This is a genomic window from Methanobrevibacter millerae (genome assembly GCF_900103415.1).
GTDB classification, from domain to species: domain Archaea; phylum Methanobacteriota; class Methanobacteria; order Methanobacteriales; family Methanobacteriaceae; genus Methanocatella; species Methanocatella millerae.
The window spans coordinates 1-20,331 of sequence record NZ_FMXB01000019.1; the positions used below are offsets into that span (position 1 = coordinate 1).

At 38.1% G+C, this 20,331-nt stretch carries 26 protein-coding genes and 1 tRNA gene; 25 read left to right on the forward strand and 2 right to left on the reverse strand.

Annotation, left to right across the window (positions count from 1 at the left end):
• The 4 genes from F3G70_RS09695 to F3G70_RS09710 form a co-directional block, all read left to right on the forward strand.
• Positions 1 to 543: transposase (locus F3G70_RS09695; RefSeq protein WP_188118151.1), on the forward strand; the 543-nt coding region annotated here is incomplete at its 5' end.
• Positions 544 to 1,099: 556 nt separating this feature from the next.
• Positions 1,100 to 1,315, forward strand: coding sequence for a hypothetical protein (locus F3G70_RS09700; protein ID WP_149732507.1), 216 nt, complete (start codon positions 1,100 to 1,102; stop codon positions 1,313 to 1,315).
• Positions 1,316 to 1,534: 219 nt separating this feature from the next.
• A complete protein-coding gene (locus tag F3G70_RS09705) occupies positions 1,535 to 2,311 on the forward strand; it encodes a DUF389 domain-containing protein (protein ID WP_149732508.1) in 777 nt (258 codons plus the stop codon).
• A 43-nt stretch (positions 2,312 to 2,354) separates the two neighbouring features.
• Positions 2,355 to 2,822: a dCMP deaminase family protein gene (locus F3G70_RS09710; protein ID WP_149732509.1), complete on the forward strand. Its 468-nt coding sequence runs from the start codon at positions 2,355 to 2,357 to the stop codon at positions 2,820 to 2,822.
• Positions 2,823 to 3,046: 224 nt separating this feature from the next.
• Here F3G70_RS09710 and F3G70_RS09715 read toward each other — a convergent pair whose 3' ends face one another.
• Positions 3,047 to 4,834, reverse strand: coding sequence for a DUF2207 domain-containing protein (locus F3G70_RS09715; protein ID WP_149732510.1), 1,788 nt, complete (start codon positions 4,832 to 4,834; stop codon positions 3,047 to 3,049).
• A 14-nt stretch (positions 4,835 to 4,848) separates the two neighbouring features.
• The gene (locus F3G70_RS09720; RefSeq protein WP_149732511.1) at positions 4,849 to 5,409 is read right to left on the reverse strand and encodes a LemA family protein; all 561 of its coding nucleotides are present in this window, start codon (positions 5,407 to 5,409) and stop codon (positions 4,849 to 4,851) included.
• Positions 5,410 to 5,482: 73 nt separating this feature from the next.
• Here F3G70_RS09720 and F3G70_RS09725 point away from each other — a divergent pair, with 73 nt between their 5' ends.
• The 21 genes from F3G70_RS09725 (at position 5,483) to F3G70_RS09825 (ending at position 20,328) form a co-directional block, all read left to right on the forward strand.
• Positions 5,483 to 6,853, forward strand: a complete 1,371-nt coding sequence (locus F3G70_RS09725; protein WP_149732512.1) for a zinc ribbon domain-containing protein — start codon at positions 5,483 to 5,485, stop codon at positions 6,851 to 6,853.
• Between the two features lie 150 nt (positions 6,854 to 7,003).
• Positions 7,004 to 7,088 (forward strand) — tRNA-Ser (locus F3G70_RS09730).
• A 182-nt stretch (positions 7,089 to 7,270) separates the two neighbouring features.
• Complete coding sequence (locus tag F3G70_RS09735) at positions 7,271 to 7,714, forward strand: 30S ribosomal protein S13 (protein ID WP_149732513.1); 444 nt, start codon at positions 7,271 to 7,273, stop codon at positions 7,712 to 7,714.
• Between the two features lie 51 nt (positions 7,715 to 7,765).
• Positions 7,766 to 8,305: a 30S ribosomal protein S4 gene (locus F3G70_RS09740; RefSeq protein WP_149732514.1), complete on the forward strand. Its 540-nt coding sequence runs from the start codon at positions 7,766 to 7,768 to the stop codon at positions 8,303 to 8,305.
• 11 nt (positions 8,306 to 8,316) lie between these two features.
• Positions 8,317 to 8,709, forward strand: coding sequence for a 30S ribosomal protein S11 (locus F3G70_RS09745; RefSeq protein ID WP_058739652.1), 393 nt, complete (start codon positions 8,317 to 8,319; stop codon positions 8,707 to 8,709).
• Positions 8,710 to 8,724: 15 nt separating this feature from the next.
• Complete coding sequence (locus F3G70_RS09750) at positions 8,725 to 9,549, forward strand: DNA-directed RNA polymerase subunit D (protein WP_149732515.1); 825 nt, start codon at positions 8,725 to 8,727, stop codon at positions 9,547 to 9,549.
• Between the two features lie 3 nt (positions 9,550 to 9,552).
• Complete coding sequence (locus tag F3G70_RS09755; protein ID WP_149732516.1) at positions 9,553 to 9,918, forward strand: 50S ribosomal protein L18e; 366 nt, start codon at positions 9,553 to 9,555, stop codon at positions 9,916 to 9,918.
• Between the two features lie 16 nt (positions 9,919 to 9,934).
• Positions 9,935 to 10,357, forward strand: a complete 423-nt coding sequence (locus tag F3G70_RS09760) for a 50S ribosomal protein L13 (RefSeq protein WP_149732552.1) — start codon at positions 9,935 to 9,937, stop codon at positions 10,355 to 10,357.
• Between the two features lie 18 nt (positions 10,358 to 10,375).
• Complete coding sequence (locus tag F3G70_RS09765) at positions 10,376 to 10,777, forward strand: 30S ribosomal protein S9 (protein ID WP_149732517.1); 402 nt, start codon at positions 10,376 to 10,378, stop codon at positions 10,775 to 10,777.
• A 50-nt stretch (positions 10,778 to 10,827) separates the two neighbouring features.
• Positions 10,828 to 10,998, forward strand: a complete 171-nt coding sequence (locus F3G70_RS09770) for a DNA-directed RNA polymerase subunit N (protein WP_149732518.1) — start codon at positions 10,828 to 10,830, stop codon at positions 10,996 to 10,998.
• A 39-nt stretch (positions 10,999 to 11,037) separates the two neighbouring features.
• Positions 11,038 to 11,247, forward strand: a complete 210-nt coding sequence (locus F3G70_RS09775; protein WP_149732519.1) for a DNA-directed RNA polymerase subunit K — start codon at positions 11,038 to 11,040, stop codon at positions 11,245 to 11,247.
• A 130-nt stretch (positions 11,248 to 11,377) separates the two neighbouring features.
• A complete protein-coding gene (gene eno / locus F3G70_RS09780) occupies positions 11,378 to 12,622 on the forward strand; it encodes a phosphopyruvate hydratase (protein ID WP_149732520.1) in 1,245 nt (414 codons plus the stop codon).
• Positions 12,623 to 12,636: 14 nt separating this feature from the next.
• Complete coding sequence (locus tag F3G70_RS09785; protein WP_149732521.1) at positions 12,637 to 12,831, forward strand: 4Fe-4S binding protein; 195 nt, start codon at positions 12,637 to 12,639, stop codon at positions 12,829 to 12,831.
• Between the two features lie 23 nt (positions 12,832 to 12,854).
• The gene (gene rpsB, locus F3G70_RS09790; RefSeq protein ID WP_149732522.1) at positions 12,855 to 13,454 is read left to right on the forward strand and encodes a 30S ribosomal protein S2; all 600 of its coding nucleotides are present in this window, start codon (positions 12,855 to 12,857) and stop codon (positions 13,452 to 13,454) included.
• A gap of 9 nt (positions 13,455 to 13,463) precedes the next feature.
• Positions 13,464 to 14,312, forward strand: coding sequence for an MEMO1 family protein (locus F3G70_RS09795; RefSeq protein WP_149732523.1), 849 nt, complete (start codon positions 13,464 to 13,466; stop codon positions 14,310 to 14,312).
• 8 nt (positions 14,313 to 14,320) lie between these two features.
• Positions 14,321 to 15,283 carry a mevalonate kinase gene (gene mvk, locus F3G70_RS09800; RefSeq protein WP_149732524.1) on the forward strand — a complete coding sequence of 321 codons (963 nt, stop codon included), beginning with the start codon at positions 14,321 to 14,323 and terminating at the stop codon, positions 15,281 to 15,283.
• A gap of 5 nt (positions 15,284 to 15,288) precedes the next feature.
• Positions 15,289 to 16,086 carry an isopentenyl phosphate kinase gene (locus F3G70_RS09805; RefSeq protein WP_149732525.1) on the forward strand — a complete coding sequence of 266 codons (798 nt, stop codon included), beginning with the start codon at positions 15,289 to 15,291 and terminating at the stop codon, positions 16,084 to 16,086.
• A gap of 2 nt (positions 16,087 to 16,088) precedes the next feature.
• A complete protein-coding gene (gene fni / locus F3G70_RS09810) occupies positions 16,089 to 17,135 on the forward strand; it encodes a type 2 isopentenyl-diphosphate Delta-isomerase (protein WP_149732526.1) in 1,047 nt (348 codons plus the stop codon).
• Positions 17,136 to 17,141: 6 nt separating this feature from the next.
• Complete coding sequence (locus tag F3G70_RS09815) at positions 17,142 to 18,485, forward strand: RNase J family beta-CASP ribonuclease (RefSeq protein ID WP_149732527.1); 1,344 nt, start codon at positions 17,142 to 17,144, stop codon at positions 18,483 to 18,485.
• 10 nt (positions 18,486 to 18,495) lie between these two features.
• Complete coding sequence (idsA, locus tag F3G70_RS09820) at positions 18,496 to 19,482, forward strand: short chain isoprenyl diphosphate synthase IdsA (RefSeq protein WP_149732528.1); 987 nt, start codon at positions 18,496 to 18,498, stop codon at positions 19,480 to 19,482.
• Between the two features lie 480 nt (positions 19,483 to 19,962).
• Entirely contained in the window at positions 19,963 to 20,328 is a 366-nt protein-coding gene (locus F3G70_RS09825; RefSeq protein ID WP_149732529.1) for a hypothetical protein, read from the forward strand.
• Positions 20,329 to 20,331 lie beyond the last annotated feature (3 nt).

A 20,331-nucleotide genomic window follows, 5' to 3' on the forward strand; every position in this document is an offset into this window, starting at 1 on the left:
GAAGAAGTTAACTTAACTGATGAAGAAATAGACGAAATTTTAATGGAAAACAATGAAAATAACAAAGTTTTCACAGAAAAAATAATAAAAACAATTGAAAAATATAAAGATGATACGACCTCAACAATTGCTAGAATCATCGGAAAACACTGCAATCGAGAATCAATCAATAATGTGAAAAAAAGAAGAGAAATAAGAAGAAAAATAACCTTAAATCTACTGGAAAAAGAAAACATAATAACAAAAATACAAACTGAACAAAGAATATGTTTAATCTTAGATAATTACAGCGTTCACAAGTCTGCTTTCATCAAAAAAATAGCACTACATCTTAATATTGTATTAATATACCTTCCACCATACTCCCCACATCTAAATCCAATAGAACAAATATGGAGACAAATGAAACGAGAAATTAAACATTATTATCTAGAATCAAGAGAATTTTTACAAGAATTAACAATAAAAACCTACAATAAATCGATTTCTGGAACGAAAGTTTATGACAAATGGCTCGAAACATTTATAACAAAAGTTTGGTAACTAACTATAACTATCATTTAATTAATCGCATCTTTCATTATTTCGCATCACATTTATTTTTTCATATTTTGCTTTTGTTGTATCCATCTCATTTATAACATTTTTCTATAATGTGGAAAAGTTGTTCTATACAGTTAATGAAATAATACTGAAATTCCTTTACTTGGACATTGTATAAAACATGTCAAAAATCAGATTAACTATTGACAAATTCAAATCTGTTAAATGATGCATCAAATATAATCATTTCTCCATATACGCAAAAGGCAATCAGCATTACTTTAGATAAATAATTACAAATCCTAAATGAATATTATGGGGTCTTATACCACATGTACGTTTCAAATGTTTGGGATATGTGGTGTAATCATCATTACTTTGAACTCAAATTGACTCTTCATTCAATCACTTTGGTTAATCTTTTTTGTTTTCATGCACACTTATTTTTCGTGTTAATTATACCTATTAAAGACATTAATTAATCTGAAATAATGGAAATGTTTATTTATGGCTTTAATCAAAGTTATTACTAACTAATAATGAGGAGGTAACAAATATGGCAAACGCAATACTTGCAGCAATATTATCCTTGTTCATTCCGGGTTTAGGTCAAGCTTATGCAGGGGATATTAAAAAAGGTATAATATTCTTCATAATATTATTAATTATAGGCTGTATTTTTGCATTCGTATTCAAGCATTGGGTTGTATCAATTGTTAGTTTGATTTATGCAATTTATGCTGCATATGATGCATATCAAATGGCACAATAGGTTAAAATTATATTTTAACCCTATTTTTTTTTTAAATAATAATTAAGCTTTAATAAATCAGTAAAAAATACATCATTATCTAAATTCATTTTCCTATCAATATTCAACAATAGTTTTGATATCAATGAAAAAATTAAATAATATAATTTAGATATTCTATAAATGAAACGGAGATTTAACTTATTATGTCTTTGATGTTTGAGATATGGAAATGATAAAATGAGTCAGGAAAATAAAGAGATAGAAACAGCAAAGGAAAAAATCAAAAAAGCCTTTTCATTGTCTGAGGATTCTGCATCTAACGACGAAATCCGGTCACGTCTACTTGATGGTGGAAAAGTCACGGGAACGAACATGTGTGTGCTGGTTTGCGCAATGGTAATTGCTTCTGTCGGTCTTAACATGAGTTCAACGGCTGTGATTATAGGAGCCATGCTGATTTCACCGTTAATGGGAAGCATCCTAGCTTCTGCATATGCAAGCGTAGCGGCAGATTATCCGCTTCTTCGCAATCATCTTATAGGCTTTGCACTGCAGATTGCAATCAGCGTTACTGCAGCATCGATTTATTTTTTCATCTCTCCGGTTAAGGAACCGACGGTGGAACTGCTTGCAAGAACGTCCCCGACTTTTTATGATGTTCTAGTTGCATTTTTCGGCGGACTTGCAGGAATCATCGGACAGACCAGACAGGACAAAACGAGCACTGTCATTCCAGGTGTTGCAATTGCAACCGCCCTTATGCCTCCGCTGTGTACCTGCGGCTATTCCATTGCAAACGGCAGGTGGGACATGCTCCTTGGAGCCGGATATCTCTTCCTGATCAATTGCTATTTCATTTTCCTCTCAGCAGGCATTATCCTGAGCGTTTTGAAAATCCCGAAAATAAGGGAATTGACTGAAAAGGAATGGAAAATGCGCCGTTTTAGAATGATTCAAAATACGATTATAATTGCGCTTCCAAGCATAGTGGCAGTTTATACGATGTTACCTTAAGCGTATCGTGGCGCTTGAAAAGAATTAAAAAAGGAGATAATATATGGTGGATGAAAAATCAATAATTGAAAATGATACGAACCGTATGAGCAAAAACGAGTATTATCTTGCAATTGCTCTTGCAGTTTCAAAAAGAAGCACTTGCCTTAAAAGACGCTATGGTGCGGTAATAGTCAATAACGATGAAATTGTCAGTACTGGTTATAATGGAAATCCAAGAGGGGAGGAAAACTGCTGTGACAGAGGAAACTGTAAGAGGATGAACCTTCCATCTAATTCAGGCCACTATGATGACTGCTTTTCAGTTCATGCCGAGCAGAATGCCATGATCAGTGCAAGCAGGAATGAAATGCTTGGATCAACAATTTTCCTCGCTGGGGAAATGTACGCTGATGGCGCCTGGGTGGAAATAGAGGATGCCGAACCATGCCCGATATGCTGTAGGATGGTAAAAAACTCAGGAATTGCAAAGATTGTTAGTAAGAAAGGGATTTTAGAGCTGCAAAAGTAATTTACACAGCATTTATATATTTTTTTAAGTTTCATATCAATTAATGCCGGCCATTAACCGTAAAGAACTCATTTTTTCAACCGCTTCATATATATCCATGTCTAAAATCAGATCGTATTTTCACCGACCCCTCAATTAATGCAAGGGTCAATCAATTAAATTAATGTAAAAAAAGTAGCTATCGATTAAATTTAAAGAAAAATAAAAAAATAATGGCAGGGGAACTAGAAAGCTCCTCCACCTCCTCCGCCGGAACCTCCTCCGACTCCGCCAAAGCCACCACCACTGGATGATGGGTTTGCAGCTGATATACCGTCGTTGAATGCACTGTTAAGCATTGATAATCCGGCATATGAGTGGAACCAGTACAGGTCTCCGTAATAGTAGTCGTCATCATGTATTTTCGGCACATGAAGTTTCATGGCTTTATATACCTCGTCAGCCACTCCAAGGGCGGTTCCATAAACGAGGTACTTGTTCCAGATGACTATTGATTCCGGAGGGTGCTCATTAATTAAACTGTTGTCCTTTAAGAACTTCTTGAAGTTATTCCATTTGAGATAGTACACACGGCCTTCAGGAGTCCATTGTCCCAAAATGTCTTCGGGAAGGAAGGAAACTCCGATTGAGAAGACTCCCAAAACGACAGCCCCAATCATTAGAAGTCCTGATGAGGGATGATTGGAAAACATGCTTACAGCACCAAATATCACTGCTAAAAGCACTCCTCCCACAGTAAATCCGGAACCGAATGTGCTTCCGGCATCGTTGAAGTATTCTGAAATTCTCTCTTTGCCCAAATATTCGTTTGCAATGTCGTCTTTCCACTGTTCGAACTTGCGTTCGAAATATTTTCCGCTGGTTTCGTTGTTCAGTTGGGAAGACAGCTTTGACACGTTTAAAAGGCCGTTGTCGCTGAAGTTTTCAAGGGTATTGTAAACGGTCTGTTCGTGCTTTGCCAGAGAGTCATATTTGCTTTCATCAAATTCTAAAATCAGGTCTTTGGTATGCTCTCCTTCCTCTACGTGCATCTTGAATACCTTTCGGTCAATTAAATCCATGATTGTGGCCTCAAAGCCCTTGAGGTTCGGCTCGCCGATATTTGACTTGTTGTCAATCAGCGCGTTAACCATTGCAGGAGGGTCATCCGTTGGAAGTTCCCTTTCATAGATTCCTTCGTAGTTGACTTTAGGCTCCCTTCCGTATTTTAAGTAAGCGTAAACAAGAGATAATGGAGAGAGTATACCTATGGCGCTCAATACTGTGAATACGGTGCCCCAGAAGCTTACGCTGCCTTTGTATTCTGCCTGTTTTTGCATAATCTGGTCTTTTCCGTCGACGTTAACGTGCTTTGCGTACTGGGCGTCGGTAAAGTCGCTTAAAGGCATCAGTACCTGCAGCTCATAGAATTCCCCTGAAGGAATCTTCGTGGTTTCGGCAGTAATTATGTTTCCATTAATTGAATCGCTCAGGTTGTAGTATTCAGGGTTTAAATAGTAATTGATATCATTTGAACCCGGCAGGTGGACAATCGTTTTCAGGTGTTCCACGTCACAGTCCCAGTTCTCTCCCCACAGCTTGTATTGGAGAGATCCGATATCATTGTAAAGCGTCACGACGTTTTTCATGTCGTATGAGTAGGTTATTGTTACTTCCTGGTCATGAATCTTTTTGGTATGGGCCTTATCTGCCCACAGATAGACTTTCAGGTGCTTTTGACCATTGCTCTCTGATTCCTCATAGGTGCCGTAGGCTCCGTCAATGTAAACGCTTATGTTGTCAATGCTCTCCCCTTCCTTCAGGGGGATATCCCGGTAAACTCCGTTGAATGTCCCATCAAAGGAATAGGTATAGCTTTCGTTTACGTGAAGCAGACCGTTACTGTTAATGGTCAATTCGATAAGGGAATCGATAATGCTGTAGTCCCTGTCGTCACCGGCATAGATGGCATTGGCCGAAGACAATATTACCAGTGACAATAAGACTGCTACAGCTATTTTCTTATGATCCATGGGGTTTTCACCACTTAAAATTCTACTTGAGGAACCTCGCGTGATGCTTCGTCAGCCTGGAAGAATTCTGCAGGTTTAAAGCGGAAGAGTCTTGCAAGAAGACTTGATGGGAATTGCTGGCAGACGTTGTTGTATTTCAAAACAGTATCATTATAGAATTGCCTTGAATAGGAAATCTTGTCTTCGGTATCTGTGAGTTGCTCCTGAAGCTGCTGGAAATTGCTGTTGGCTTTAAGGTCAGGATAGTTTTCAGCAACTGCAAAGAGTGTTTTCAATGCGCCGGTCAACTGATTGTTGGCTTCGCTGGTTTCTTCCACTCCATTTGCGTTCATTACATTGGAGCGTGCTTTAGTGACTTCTTCAAGAACGCCTTTTTCATGGGCGGCGTATCCTTTTACTGTTTCCACCAAATTCGGAATTAAATCGTTTCTTCTTTTAAGCTGCACATCTATTTGTGAGTAGCTGTTTTGCACACGGTTTCTTAAGTTGATCAGGTTGTTGTACATGTGGATTAGCGTTCCAACTACAAATATTATACATACAACAACAATTATAATTAAAATTAAGTTGTCCATTTTATCACCTATTAATATCTATTATATAATATTAGTAAAATATTTTTAGATTGAAATTTATATGTAATTATCTATGAAGTCAATAAATTTTGTTGTTCGAAAAGACAGAAAAGCCGTCACCATTCATGATGATGGCTTCATTAACGCAGTAAAACTACTTAAAAAAGATTATCCTTATATTCTCAACGCCATTAAAAAGGAAGACTATGTAATGGAAGAAGTTGAGGGAGACTATTTCAAGGAAATCCTTTTTGAAGACAAGGTTGTCGGATTTGCCGTTTACGAGAATACAAATATAGGGCTGATTTCTCTCGTTCAGGTTTATATATTGCCTGAATTCCGGGGAAACAGGCTGTTTTTAAACGAGATTTTATCCATTTATAAACGGGGAATTGAGCTTTCCATATTGCAGCCTACGCGCAATCTTGTTGATATTCTCATGCATTACGGTCTGGCTAAAAAAGTCAGGGACAATATTGCGGTTTCAGCTATAGTCTTTGAAATTCCGTCATATTCCATTGAATCCAATGTTGATTCCTATAGGGATCCCATGAAGTATTATCTTTCAAGCTTTTACCTTACGGATATCTGTTCTCCATTTATCGTGGAAGGAATTTTGGAATCAGGCGAATGTCTTATTAATTATTCCATGTTTCTGGATTGGGATGATGAGCTCTATGACTGCATAGAAACAAGAGAAGAGCTGATCAGTGAGAAATATTTCGCCGGCATCGCAGATTTCTTCTTGAATAACCAGGAACTCTTCATCAATACTGTCATTGAAATGAAGGAGCAGTTGCCGATTTGTGAAGAAGGCTTCAGAAGCATTGTGGCAAGCGATGAGGGATTGTCAAATTATATGGAAAATATGGTTGATAATGGTGTCCTTTCGCAAAAAAGGGCTTTTGAAATCAAGGATCAGCTTTATTATGAATATGGTCAGGGAATGGTAACCGATGAAGGCCTGCTGACCCGCCTTTACTTTCTGATAGATGATGACGTCCGTGAGATAACGGAAGAGGAGCTCTATGAATTGCTCGCATCCGATGACGTAATATGTCCGTATTGCTTTGCAAATTGGGATTCTTCAAACAGGTTCTGCCCGAACTGCGGCTTCAATCTCTATTATGATGAGCCGGATGATATGGACTTTGAGGATGATTTGCCACTGGGTCCGATGGATGAAGATGAGATAGCCCTGTATTTCGCCCAGTTCGTAAAGCATCTGGTGGAGGAAAGTGACGTCCGTGAAACATTAATCCAATCAGGGGAGTTCGATGAAAGCTTTGAGGAATTCTTTAACATTATTGAAGGCGATTCCCAACTTAAAGACTACATAATCAACGTCAAAATCGATGAAAACTTCAGCCAGAATGAATTTTTCGAAAGGATTAGTGAAAGCATTCCTGATGACGTGCAGTTCAGATATTATTTTAAGGAATGAATATATAATAATTAAAAATCTTGAAAAATTATTTTTTTCCTTGAAAAAGCACTTTTAAACAATACCTTTATATACTTGGATTATAATATATTATTATATCATATTATTTTAATAATATGTGTGCAAGTATTTTTTTATAGCTAGTTATGTGCCGAGATAGTCTAGCCTGGTAAGGCGCGAGACTGGAAATCTCGTGGGCGTTTTGCCCTCCTGGGTTCAAATCCCAGTCTCGGCGCTTATTAGTTTTTAACACTATTTCTTAGTTTTATGATATATTGTTAAACTGATATTATTTTTGCACTCTTAGTTTGTTAACTAAGTTTAAATTGTTGAAAGAACTGTGTTTTGAGAAGCTCAAAACATTCGAATCTATTATTTTACGTCTCGTAGGTTCGCTCTATAAATGGAGGTTATTTAATGGAAGACGAATTTAGGCATTTAGTGCGTATTTCCAGAAAGGATGTAGATGGAAACAAAACCATCGAGCACGCTTTAACTGATATTAAAGGTGTAGGCTTATCTTTATCTAAAACCATTTGCCGTGTATTGGATTTGGATTTAAATTCAAAAATCGGTTATATTGCTGATGAAGATGTCGAAAAAATTGAGAGCATTATAGAAGACCCTAAAGCGTTTGATATTCCAACATGGATGTTAAACCGCAGGGAAGACTATGCTACTGGTGAAGACATTCACTTAATTGAATCAGACCTTGACATGACTTTAAGGGATGATTTGAACAGAATGAAAAAGACCAGAAGCTACAAAGGAAGAAGACATGAAGTTGGTTTACCTGTCAGAGGTCAAAGAACCAAATCTACTTTCAGAAAAAGTGCTACAGTTGGTGTAAGACGTTCATAAGCATAAAACGCTATTTTTAATTAATTATTATTTAGATAAGGAGATGTTTTAATGGGTCAACCAAGAAAAGCAAGGAAAAAGTATAATACGCCACCTCATCCTTGGAACGCAGAAAGAATTAAAGATGAAAACAAATTAATGACAAAATACGGCTTAAAAAACAAAAAAGAAATTTGGAAAGCCGATACATTAGTTAGAAGGTATCGTAGGGAAGCAAGGTATTTACTTGGTTTTTCCAGCGATCAGATGCAAGAAGAAAAATTAGAATTATTAGGACACTTAGCTAGAACCGGTGTTTTGCCAGAAAACGCTGCAATCGAAGATATCTTAGGTTTAACTGTTGAAGATATCTTAAGAAGAAGATTACAAACTATTGTATACAGAAAAGGTTTAGCTCGTACTCCTAAAGAAGCTAGAATGTTTGTTGTACACGGTCACATAGCTTTAGACGGTAAGAAAATCAACTCACCAAGTTATGTGGTATTGAAAGGTCAGGAAGAAGCAATCGGATTCTACCGTTCCTCACCTGTAGCAAAACAGATCGAAGAATACAACAATAGCAAGGACAATAAAGCTAATGCAGAAGAATAAAGGGTGTAATTATGGCAAAAGATGAAAAATGGGGTATAGCTAATATTTACTCATCATTCAATAACACTATTATTACTGTAACAGATATTACTGGTGCTGAAACCATTTCACAATGGTCCGGTGGAAAAGTTGTACGTGCAGACAGACAACAGTCCTCACCTTTCGCAGCTATGGCTGCAGCAACCAGAATAGCTGATGACGCTAAAGAAAAAGGATTTGTTGGATTACATATCAAAGTAAGAGCTCCTGGTGGAAACGGACCTAGAAGTCCTGGACCTGGTGCACAGGCAACTATCCGTGCTTTAGCAAGAGCTGGAATTAAAATAGGTAAGATAGAAGATATCACTCCAATTCCTCACGACGGTACTGGAAGACCTGGTGGTAAAAGAGGAAGAAGAGTATAGGCGGAAGGGTTTAATATGGAGATAGAATTAAAAAGTCAAAGCGATGATGAAATTGTTTTCATTGTTCGTGATGCAGAAGTGCCTTTTGTAAACGCTATCAGAAGGGCGGCTATGGTTAACGTTCCAAAAATAGCTATTGAAGACGTGAACATTATCAGAAATGATTCCGCAATGTTTAATGAGGTGCTCGCACATAGGCTTGGTTTAACTCCTTTGGTTTCTGATTTGGATGCAATTGAAGGTTTGCCTGTTCCTGAAGATGAAGGATGGTTTGAACACAACGGAGTTGCATTCAGCTTAAATGAAGTGGGACCTAAAGTAGTTTATTCTAAGGATTTAATATCTTCAGACTCAAAAATTAAACCAGTATACGATACAATTCCTATTGTTAAACTCAAAGATGATGAAGAACTCAACGTTGAAGCTTACGCAAAAGTCGGATACGGCAAGAACCATGTGAAATGGATGCCTACCACAGTATGCGCATATAAGCAGTATCCTGAAATCACCTTCAATGATGACATGGACATTGACTACGAATGTGCTGACGCATGTCCTCGTGGTGTCTTAAAATCAGACAAAAGGTCTAAAAAGATTAAAATTTTGGATATTGAAAACTGTACTATGTGTAAAAGCTGTGAAAGAGCTTCAATCAACAGGGCAGCTGCAAACGGAGCTCCTGACAAAAGTTACATTAACATAGGGTATCGTGAAAATGATTTCATATTTAGAATTGAAACTGATGGATCAATGCCTCCTAAAGAAGTGTTGTTAACTGCTTGTGATAAGTTAAGTGAAAAAGCAGATAAATTTATCAGTTTTAGTGAGAAGGAGGAGTAAATAATGGTTAAGAAAATTATCAAGACTAATCCTAACCTTATTGAACTTATTAATAAACTTAATAAACAATCAAAAAGTGAAGATGCAGCTATTTGGAAAGACGTTGCTGGCAGACTTAGCAGGTCAAACAGGAGAACTGCAGAAGTAAACCTCTCAGACATTAACAGGCATGCTGTTGCAGACGAAACCATCTTAGTACCGGGCAAAGTCTTATCTAACGGCGAATTAGACAAGAAAGTAAATGTTGTAGCATTAAAATTCTCAGCTAAGGCACAGGAAAAAATCGAAAGTGCCGGTGGAGAATGCATCTCAATTGATGAGATAATCGAAACTAATCCTAAAGGATCAAACATTAGGATCATTGAATAAGTAGGGTGTTAAAATGATGATTATTGACGGAGAAGGATGCGTTTTAGGAAGATTAGCTAGTATTACTAGTAAAAATCTTTTAGAAGGCGAAGAAGTAGTAATTCTTAATGCTGAAAAAATTATGTTAACTGGAAACAAGGATTGGGCTTACGCTAAATACAAACAAAGAGTGGACAGAGCAAGTATCTCAAACCCTCGTGATTTAGGTCCTAAATATCCTAGAAGACCAGATGATATATTTAGAAGAACTGTAAGGGGAATGTTGCCTTTCAAAAAATCAAAAGGCAAAACCGCATACAAAGGCTTAAAAGCATTTGTCGGCGTACCTGCTGAATATGCAGATGCAGAACTCCAGTCAGTTCCGGAAGCAGAATACAAAGATCTCAAAAAAGGTATCGAATTAGGAGAAATCTCCAAACTTTTAGGAGCTACCTTTTAGATAAATGGATGTGTGATTATGGTAAGAGTTATTCATACAAGTGGAAAACGTAAAACAGCTATTGCTCGCGGTACCGTTCAGGAAGGAACCGGTAAAGTCAGAATCAACAAAGTTCCTTTAGAACTTTACTCACCTGAACTCGCTAACTTAAAATTACAGGAACCTTTAATTTTAGCAGGCGAATTAGCTAATGACGTTGACATCAACATCAATGTTGTCGGCGGAGGAGTAATGGGTCAGGCAGAAGCTGCACGTATGGTTATTGCAAAAGGACTTGTCCAATGGTCACAGGATATGGATTTGAAAGAAAAATTCATCCAATACGACAGAACCATGTTAGTAGGTGACCCAAGACGTTCAGAACCTAAAAAATACGGTGGTCCTGGAGCAAGAGCACGTAAACAAAAAAGTTACAGATAATTCAATTCTGTACTTTTATATTTTATTAAAACATATAAAAGATGATATAAATGATTCCTATAAGATGTTTAAGTTGCGGAAAACCTGTATCAGCTTACTTTGACGAGTACAATCGCAGATTGGCTGATGGCGAAAAGTCTAAAGACATTTTAGATGATTTAGGTTTAACAAGATACTGTTGTAGAAGAATGTTGATTTCCCACGTGGAAACCTGGGAATGATTTAACTGTTGTAGGAAGATAAAAGCTTTAAAAAATTTAATGGGAAGAATATTCATGGTTTCAGAAGAAGAGTTAACAAGATTTGAAAGAGCTAGACTTCTTGGAGCAAGAGCAATTCAAATTTCCATGGGTGCCAAACCTAAAGTGGAGCTTGGCGATTCCCTGGATCCTATTGACATTGCTTATAAGGAACTTAAAGAAGGAGTTTTACCATTAGATATTATAAAAAATGAAGATTTGAATAAATAGTTAATCTATTTATTCTTATAAATTATTAAAAAAAATAAAAAATACCATAAAAACTCTATAAAGAAACTTACTGATTTTTAAGGCCTATAGGTTTTGTGGTAATAAATCAACTGACACTGAGGTGTTTTTTTTGGATAGTATAATAGAGGATGTCCAAGTTCGAAAAATCCTGGACAGCAGAGGAAACCCTACCGTCGAAGTGGACGTAACCACTTGGAACGGTTTCGGTAGAGCTGCAGCGCCGAGCGGGGCAAGTACTGGTTCACGTGAAGTGGTATCATTCCCGGAAGGCGGTGTGGATGTTATCGTAAGCGAAGTTGAAGACGTTATCGCTTCAGAGCTTATCGGTATGGATGCTCGTGACATTAATACTATCGACGAAGTATTAAGAGAAGTGGATGGAACAGATAACCTATCAGCAATCGGCGGAAATACGACCGTTGCAGTCTCCCTAGCTGTAATGAAAGCTGCCGCTGCTTCATATAACATGCCGCTTTACAAGTATCTGGGAGGAAACCTGGTAAATGAACTGCCTTACCCTCTTGGAAACATGATGAACGGAGGAGCTCATGCAGGCATCAACGCACCTGACATTCAGGAATTTTTGGTTGTTCCTGTAGGGGCCAGAAACGTTGTTGAAGCAATATTTGCCAATGCATCTGTCCACAAAAAATTAAAGGAACTTATCCAATCAAGAGACTCCAATTTCACTGGTGGAAAAGGAGATGAAGGCGGTTGGGTACCTAACATTTCAAATGACGCTGCTTTGGAAATCCAGGCTCAGGCCTGCGAAGAGGTAGGGGATGAATTGGGTATTGAAATAAGGCCTTCCCTAGACATGGCTGCTTCTGAATTGTGGGATTCAGAAAAGCAGAAATACGTTTATGCTCAGGATGGAGTTCAAAAAGATACTGGGGAGCAAATAGAATTTGTTAAAGACATTATTGAAACTTACAATATGTTTTATGTCGAAGATCCATTTGACGAATCAGATTTCGAAGGATTTTCCCAATTGACTTCAAAAGTCTCAGACAAGTGCCTTGTATGCGGTGATGATTTGTTCGTTACGAATAAAGAATTATTGGCAAAGGGAATTGAAATGAATGCTGCAAACGCAATCATAATCAAGCCAAACCAGATTGGTTCACTTTCAGAGACTTACGCAACCGTAAAGCTTGCTAAGGAAAACAACATCGTGCCTGTAGTGTCCCACAGGTCAGGTGAAACGACAGACGAAACTATTGCCCATCTGGCTGTAGGATTCGCTTCACCGTTAATAAAGACCGGTGCTATCGGCGGTGAAAGAATAGCCAAGCTTAATGAACTTGTTCGCATTGAAGAAGAACTTTTAAATCCGAAAATGGGTCACTTTTAAAGGGGAATAAAATCATGTCAAAGATAACTATTGATTATTCAAAATGCAGAGGAGACGACTGCGCTGAATGTGCAGATGTTTGCCCTATGGAAGTTTTAGTCCTTGAAGGCGATAAAATATCCATCGTCGACCCTGATGAATGCAGTTATTGCGAAGTATGTATGGACGTATGTCCTGAAGAATGTATAAAAATTGAAGATGACTTTTAAATAAATTAAACGGAGACATTATTATGACAAACGAATTATTAATTGAATTGGACAGCTATTTAGCAGCTGGTTTACACATTGGAACCCAACAGAAAACTAGTGATATGGAAAAATATATATTCAGAGTAAGATCTGACGGTTTATACGTATTGGATATCCAAAAGACTGATGAAAGAATTAGGCAAATCGCAAAATTATTGGCAAAATACGACCCTGATGACATTTTAGTTGTAGCAACCAGACAATACGGTCAGGCTCCTGTCAAAAAATTCGGTGAAATCACCGGCGCAACCACCATTCCTGGAAGATTCATTCCTGGAACCTTAACAAACCCAAATTACGCCAAATTCATCGAACCTAAAATCATTGTCGTAACTGACCCAAGATCAGACGCACAAGCAGTTCTCGAATCAAAACAGAACGGTATTCCTGTAGTCGCATTATGTGATACTGAAAACTTACTCAGTTTTGTTGATATTGCATTGCCTGTAAACAACAAAGGTAGAAAAGCTATCGCATTAGTTTACTGGTTACTTGCAAGACAAATCTTAAGGGAAAGAGGCGAAATTCCAGAAGATGGAGACTTAGATATCGAAGCAACCGATTTCGAACTTAAATTTTAAGTGAACTAAATGATAAGAAAACCTGCTGTAGCCGGATCTTTTTATCCGCAGAACCCTGAAACTCTAATGAAAATGATTGAAAGTTGCTTTTTAAGCGATTTCGGGGTAGGATATGTTCCGGAGATGAAAGAATTTGACGGTGATGAATATCCAGTCAACGTTATGTCTCCGCATGCGGGTTTTCAATATTCAGGTCCAATAGCTTCTCACAGCTATTGTGCCATCGTTGAAAACGGTTTTCCTGAAGTTTTCATTATAATAAGTCCCAACCACACAGGTTACGGTAGTGAAGTTTCCGTTTATAACGAAGGGGAATGGATGACTCCTTTAGGCAATGTCGAAATCGACGGAGAATTTGCAGATTCCATTATTTCTTTTTCGGATGTGGCAAGCGCTGATTTTCAGGCTCATCTTTTTGAACACAGCATTGAAGTTCAGCTGCCGTTTCTGCAGTATTTCTCGAACGATTTCAAAATCGTGCCTATTGTCATGGGCTCACAGTCATTTTCCGCTTCAAGCGATCTTGCAAAGGCAATATATGATGCAGGAAATGAGCTTAAGAGGTCATACTGTGTCATTGCAAGTACGGATTTGTCCCATTTCAACAATCAGGAAAAGGCAAATACCGTTGACGGATACGTCCTTGAAGATATTGAGAACATGAATGAATTCAAGCTTTATGAAGAGGTTATTCAATATAACATTACCATGTGCGGTTACGGTCCTGTCATGACTACAATTGCTCTTTCAAAGATGTGCGGCAAGCACACCTCAGAGATTTTAAAGTACGGGACTAGCGGGGACGTTACAGGTGATTTGACTTCAGTCGTAGGTTACGCTTCAGGTATTTTTAGATAGGTGTCATTATGAAGGCTATGGCTTCCGCTCCAGCAAAAATGATTCTTTTCGGGGAACATTCCGTAGTTTACGGTGAACCCGCCATTGCAGGTGCGGTCAATAAAAGGGCATATGTAGAAATCAAAAAATCATATACCGGCAAATCTACTCTAAAATCCTACGATTTGAACTTTGAAGTTGAACTTAACACCAAAAACAAGACTTATAATCTGATTAAGGGAAAGCCAGGTATCATCAGATATATTTTAGAAGCTTTTCATAGAGTTCATGACCATACTCCAATAACAATGACATTGTCTTCCGAAATCCCTATCGGTTCCGGATTAGGCTCATCTGCCGCAGTTACTGTTGCAACGCTTGCAGCATTATACAGATATCATAACATTCGTTTTAACAAGAAATCCTTAGCCCACGACGCACATATGGTCGAACAGGCAGTTCAGGGAGTTGCTTCTCCACTGGACACGCTGGTTTCCACCTACGGAGGGCTCGTTTACCTCTCAAGAAGCAAGACCTTCGAACCGTTCAAGATTAATTTCAATGCTCCTTTTGTTGTCGGATACACGACCAAGCATGGAAATACTGGAAAGATGGTTAAGGATGTAAGGTCTCTTAAAAACAGGAATTCCAAGGTCATTAACCCTGTAATCACGTCTATGGGTCATTTGACGAATTATGGCAAACAGGCCATTTTAAAGCAGGATTACAAAAAGATTGGTGAACTGATGAACATCAATCATGGATTTTTGGATGTTTTGGGCGTTAATACCGTTGAACTGTCACGAATGGTATATACTGCAAGGGAATGCGGAGCGATAGGCTCCAAAATCACCGGTGCCGGCGGAGGAGGAAGCATAATTGCGCTCTGTCCGGGCAAGGTTAAGGAAGTTGCCGAAGGCATTGCAAAAGAGGATAATGTATTGAAGGTCAATTTTACTAAACGCGGAGTTTCTTCTAAGGTCAGAATGTGATTTTCATGATTATTTTAAAAATCGGGGGAAGCATCCTAACGAACAAGGATGCAGGTGAAAGCGAAATCGATTCAGCCAGTCTGAAAAGGATTGCAGGTGAAATCAAAAGGTCACTTGACAATTCCGAAAAGGATTTGATTATAGTCCACGGCGCAGGATCATTCGGTCATCCTCCAGCTAAAAAATACAGGATAGGAGAGTCTTTCGCTGATAGCGAATACGGCGAAAAGAGACTGGGCTTTTGCGAGATTCAAAATGCGGTAAAGAAACTGAACATGTTAATTTCTGAAAAATTCATAGAGGAAGGACTGCCAGTAATTGCAATTCCTGCATCCTCATTCATTACTGCAAGCTCCAAAAGAATCACTCACGGTAACCTGGACATTTTTAAAGGTTATCTCAAGAAAGGATTCATTCCTGTCATTTACGGCGACGTTGTACTGGACAGTGACCTGGAATTCTGTGTAATTTCAGGAGACCAACTCATCCAGTATCTTGCAAGGAACCTGAATCCCGATAAGGTAATTCTGGGAACCGACGTGGATGGGGTCTACAGCAAAAACCCTAAAACACATGACGATGCGGTCTTTTATGAGAAATTCTCATCAATCGAGGATCTGGAAACTTTGGAGGGAACCACAAACGTTGACGTTACCGGAGGAATGGTCGGTAAAATCAAGGAACTTTTATATTTAGCTGATTTGGGAATCGAATCTAAAATAATAAATGCTGAAATCGAAAACAATATTTATAAGGTTTTAGAAGATGAAGAGGTTAAAGGAACTGTTATTTCAAGGAGTTAAACATGATTTCAGATAGAAAATTAGAGCATTTATTAATTTGTAAAAATTATGATGTTGAGTTTAAGGACAAGACTACCGGTTTTGAGGATATAGAGCTGATCCACAACGCACTTCCGGAAGTCGACAAGAATGAAATTGATTTATCTACATCAGTTTTTGGTAAAAAATTAGATTCTCCTTTATTTATTACGGCAATAACCGGTGGCCATCCTGCAGCAAAAGAGATTAATGAGCAGTTGGCCATAGTCTCTGAAGAAAATAACATAGCTTTGGGCGTCGGCTCTCAAAGGGCTGCATGCGAACACCCTGAACTGGAAGACACTTATTCTGTTGTACGTGAAAACGCTCCTGACTGTTTGCTTATAGGAAATATCGGAGCTCCACAGTTGCATCTGGCCAATAAGGCTGTTGAGATTTTGGATGCGGATATTTTGGCAATCCATCTCAATCCTCTCCAGGAATCAATCCAGCCGGAAGGCGATCTGGATGCAAGAGGATATCTTGAGTCAATTTCAGAGATAACGGACATTGTTGACATTCCGGTGATGGCAAAAGAGACAGGCTGCGGAATATCTGCTGAAACCGCAAAACAGCTGGTTGATGCGGGAGTCAGTTTCATAGACATTGAAGGCGCAGGCGGAACAAGCTGGGCCGCTGTTGAAACCTACCGCTCAGAAGACAGGTATCTGGGAGAGCTCTTCTGGGACTGGGGAATTCCTACAGCAGTTTCAACCGCAGAAGTTGCAAGCGCAGTTGAGGTACCGATTATCTCATCAGGGGGCATAAGGAATGGCCTTGAAGCCGCAAAAGCAATAGCTCTTGGAGCGGACAGCGTAGGTATGGCATTGCCGTTTTTGAAAAAATCAGTTTCACAGGATGAATTGAATCAGTTCATTCATTATTTCAACGACTCTTTAAGAATAGCCATGTTTTTAGTTGGAGCAAACACTATTGAAGAATTAAAGCAATCCAGATTGGTCATAAGCGGAAAAACTAAACAATGGCTTGATGAAAGAGGAATTAACACAAAGAATTATTCAAGGAGATAGAAACATATGAGCGTGGAAGTAATCGCAATAGGAGGTTATCAGGAAGTCGGTAAGAACATGACGGCTGTCAAGATAGGTGAAGACGTTATTATTTTTGATATGGGCATTCATCTTGACAGAATAAGCATGCACGAAGATACTGACATCGACAGAATGCATAGCTTGGATTTGATTGAAAGAGGAGTTATTCCTGATGACACTCTGATGAAGGATGTGGACGGTAAGGTGAAAGGAATTGTCTTTTCACACGGTCACTTGGACCATATTGGAGCTGTAGCCAAATTGGCGCACAGATATGACGCTCCATTAATCGGAACTCCCTATACCGCCGCATTGATTGAAAAACAAATTAAGGGAGAACGCAAATTTAAAGTTAACAATCCAATCAAGGTTTTAAATCCCGGAGGAAAGATTAAGCTTTCAAAAGACATTACACTGGAATTCGTTCAGTCCACTCACAGTATACCTCAGGCTGTATTTCCGATATTGCACACTCCGGAAGGCATAATCGTTTATGCATTGGATTTCAAGTTTGATAATCATCAAAAGGTATCTCCACCGCCTGATTACAGAAGATTAAAGGAATTGGGAAGAAAAGGAGTGCTTGTTTTAATTGTTGAAACCACAAACGCCAAAAACTATAATGAAGTAAAAACCCATTCCGAGCGCATTGCCAGAAACATTCTGGAAGATGTTATGCGAGGCCCGCTTCATGAAAAGACTGGAATGATTGTCACAACGTTTTCTTCACACGTCGAAAGGGTTCAGGCAATTGCAGACATTGCCAAAAAGTCCCACAGGGAAATATTCTTTTTGGGAAGGTCAATGGAGCGTTTCTGTGGAATCGCACAAAAGCAGGGCATTTTAAAGCTGCCTAAAAACGCAAGCATTTACGGAAGCCCTAAGGCAGTAAACAGGGCATTGATGGAAGCCGATGAGGCTCGTGACAAGTACCTGCTTGTAACAACAGGTCATCAGGGTGAGCCTGATGCACTTCTTCCAAGAATAGCAAGCGGAAGAACTCCGTTCACTATCAGGCCAGGAGACAATGTCATTATTTCACCACCTATCATTCCGAATCCTACAAATGCCGCAAACAGGCACATTATGGAAAGGAGACTGCAGTCAAACGGCGCAAGAATCTATCCTAATGCTCACGTATCCGGACACGCCGGGAGGGAAGACCACAGGGAATTTTTACGTATGCTGAAACCACAGCACATCATTCCTGCACACGGAGACTTGTCAATGCTTTCCGCCTACGGCGAATTGGCTGAAGAGGAAGGATATAGAATAGGTTATGACGTTCACATTTTAAGAAATTCACAAGCACAAGTTTTTAGAAGTTAGGAGGATTAAAATGAGTGATGTAAAAGAAATATTGGGTAATTATTCATCTGACATCATTAAAACAATCGAAGATGAATTGTCTGTTATTACTCCGGATAATCTTCAAGAGGCATCAATTTATTTGACCAAGGCAGGAGGAAAGATGCTCAGACCTGCCTTAAGTCTGATAACTGCAGAAGCTGTTGGAGGAGAAAAGGAAAACGCGCTTAAAGCAGGATCCGCCATTGAGCTTATCCATACCTTTTCACTGATTCATGACGATATCATGGATAAGGACGACATGAGAAGGGGAATGCCTTCCGTTCATACAGTATGGGGAGAGGACGTTGCCATTCTGGCTGGAGACACATTGTTTTCCAAGGCATTTGAAATAATTATATGCAGTCAGGGAACCACTTCCGAACAGAATAACCAGGCATTGGCTACAGTTGCAGATGCTTGTGTCAAAATCTGTGAAGGTCAGGCTTTGGATATGGGCTTTGAAGACCGCTATGATGTATCCGAAGACGAATATATGGAAATGATATTCAAGAAAACCGGTGCACTTATTGCAGCTGCCACAAAGGTAGGAGCCATTATGGGTGGAGCTTCAAGCGAAGTTATTGATGCAATGTATGAATACGGAAGACTTATAGGTCTTGCTTTCCAGATTCAGGACGATTACCTTGATTTGGCAAGTGATGAGGAAACCTTGGGAAAACCAATCGGATCTGATATTGCAAAAGGCAAGATGACCATAATTGCAATAAACGGCCTTGCATCCGCAGGTGACGATTCAGATAAATTACTTGAAATATTGAAAGATGACAATAATTCACAGGCAAATATAGATAATGCAATTGAAATTTTAAACAATTGTGGTGCTATTGAATATGCTCGCAATTTGGCATTAGAATCTGTGGACCAGGCCAAGGAAGTACTTGAAATATTGCCTGATTCTTCAAGCAAACAGGTACTTTGTGACATTGCAGATTTCGTGCTGGAAAGACATTCATAATCTGATTATCTAGTAATACTTTTTGCAATAATTCTTATGATTATAAGTAGTAATAATAGTTAATAAAGTATTACTAATATTTTTTTTATTTATTTGGCTTTATTTTACTAATTGTTTTTTCATTTTAGCTATTTTTTTATCAAATATCTGACTATAATTTAATTATTTGTTTAATTCATTATATGTCTATTTTTTTTTAAATTAATTATTTTTTAATGAGTTTTAACATTTTTTAAGAAGTATTACAAATTTAATTTAAAATGATTTTGTTGCTTCTTTTTCGAATTGTTTGATTATAAACGAATGATTTTTCGATTAATTGAACAAAAATGTACTATATTTTGATTAAAAACCTGTAAATTGAAAAAATTAATAAAAACATTTATATGCTTATTACTTCTAAAATAGTATTGAGTTATTTAATTAATATTACTTAATTAGATAATTTTATTAAGTGTAGTAAGATTGTTGGGGAGTAACATGGAAATACATATGCAAAAGATTGGAATGATAAGGCCGGATGTTAATCCAAAAAACTCAAGTTTGGATTTGGATGTGGACTGGTCAATTGAATATCTTGACACTCATCTCAATCAAGTGAAATTTTGCATAATTTTAAGATCCTTAAATCAATTCAAATCAGATTTTAAAATTGATGGATATGTGGAGTTAGAAAAATTCGAAAAATTTGATCAAGAAGACGTTTCTAAATTAATTTTTAATAAAGCATGTTCTGTTTTCATGGAAATGATTTCATTAACGAGGGAATCAACTCTTATTTTATCAAATCCGGAAAATTTATCCGGCTTTGGCAGTGAAGATATTTCAAGTACTCTTTTCAACTAATTT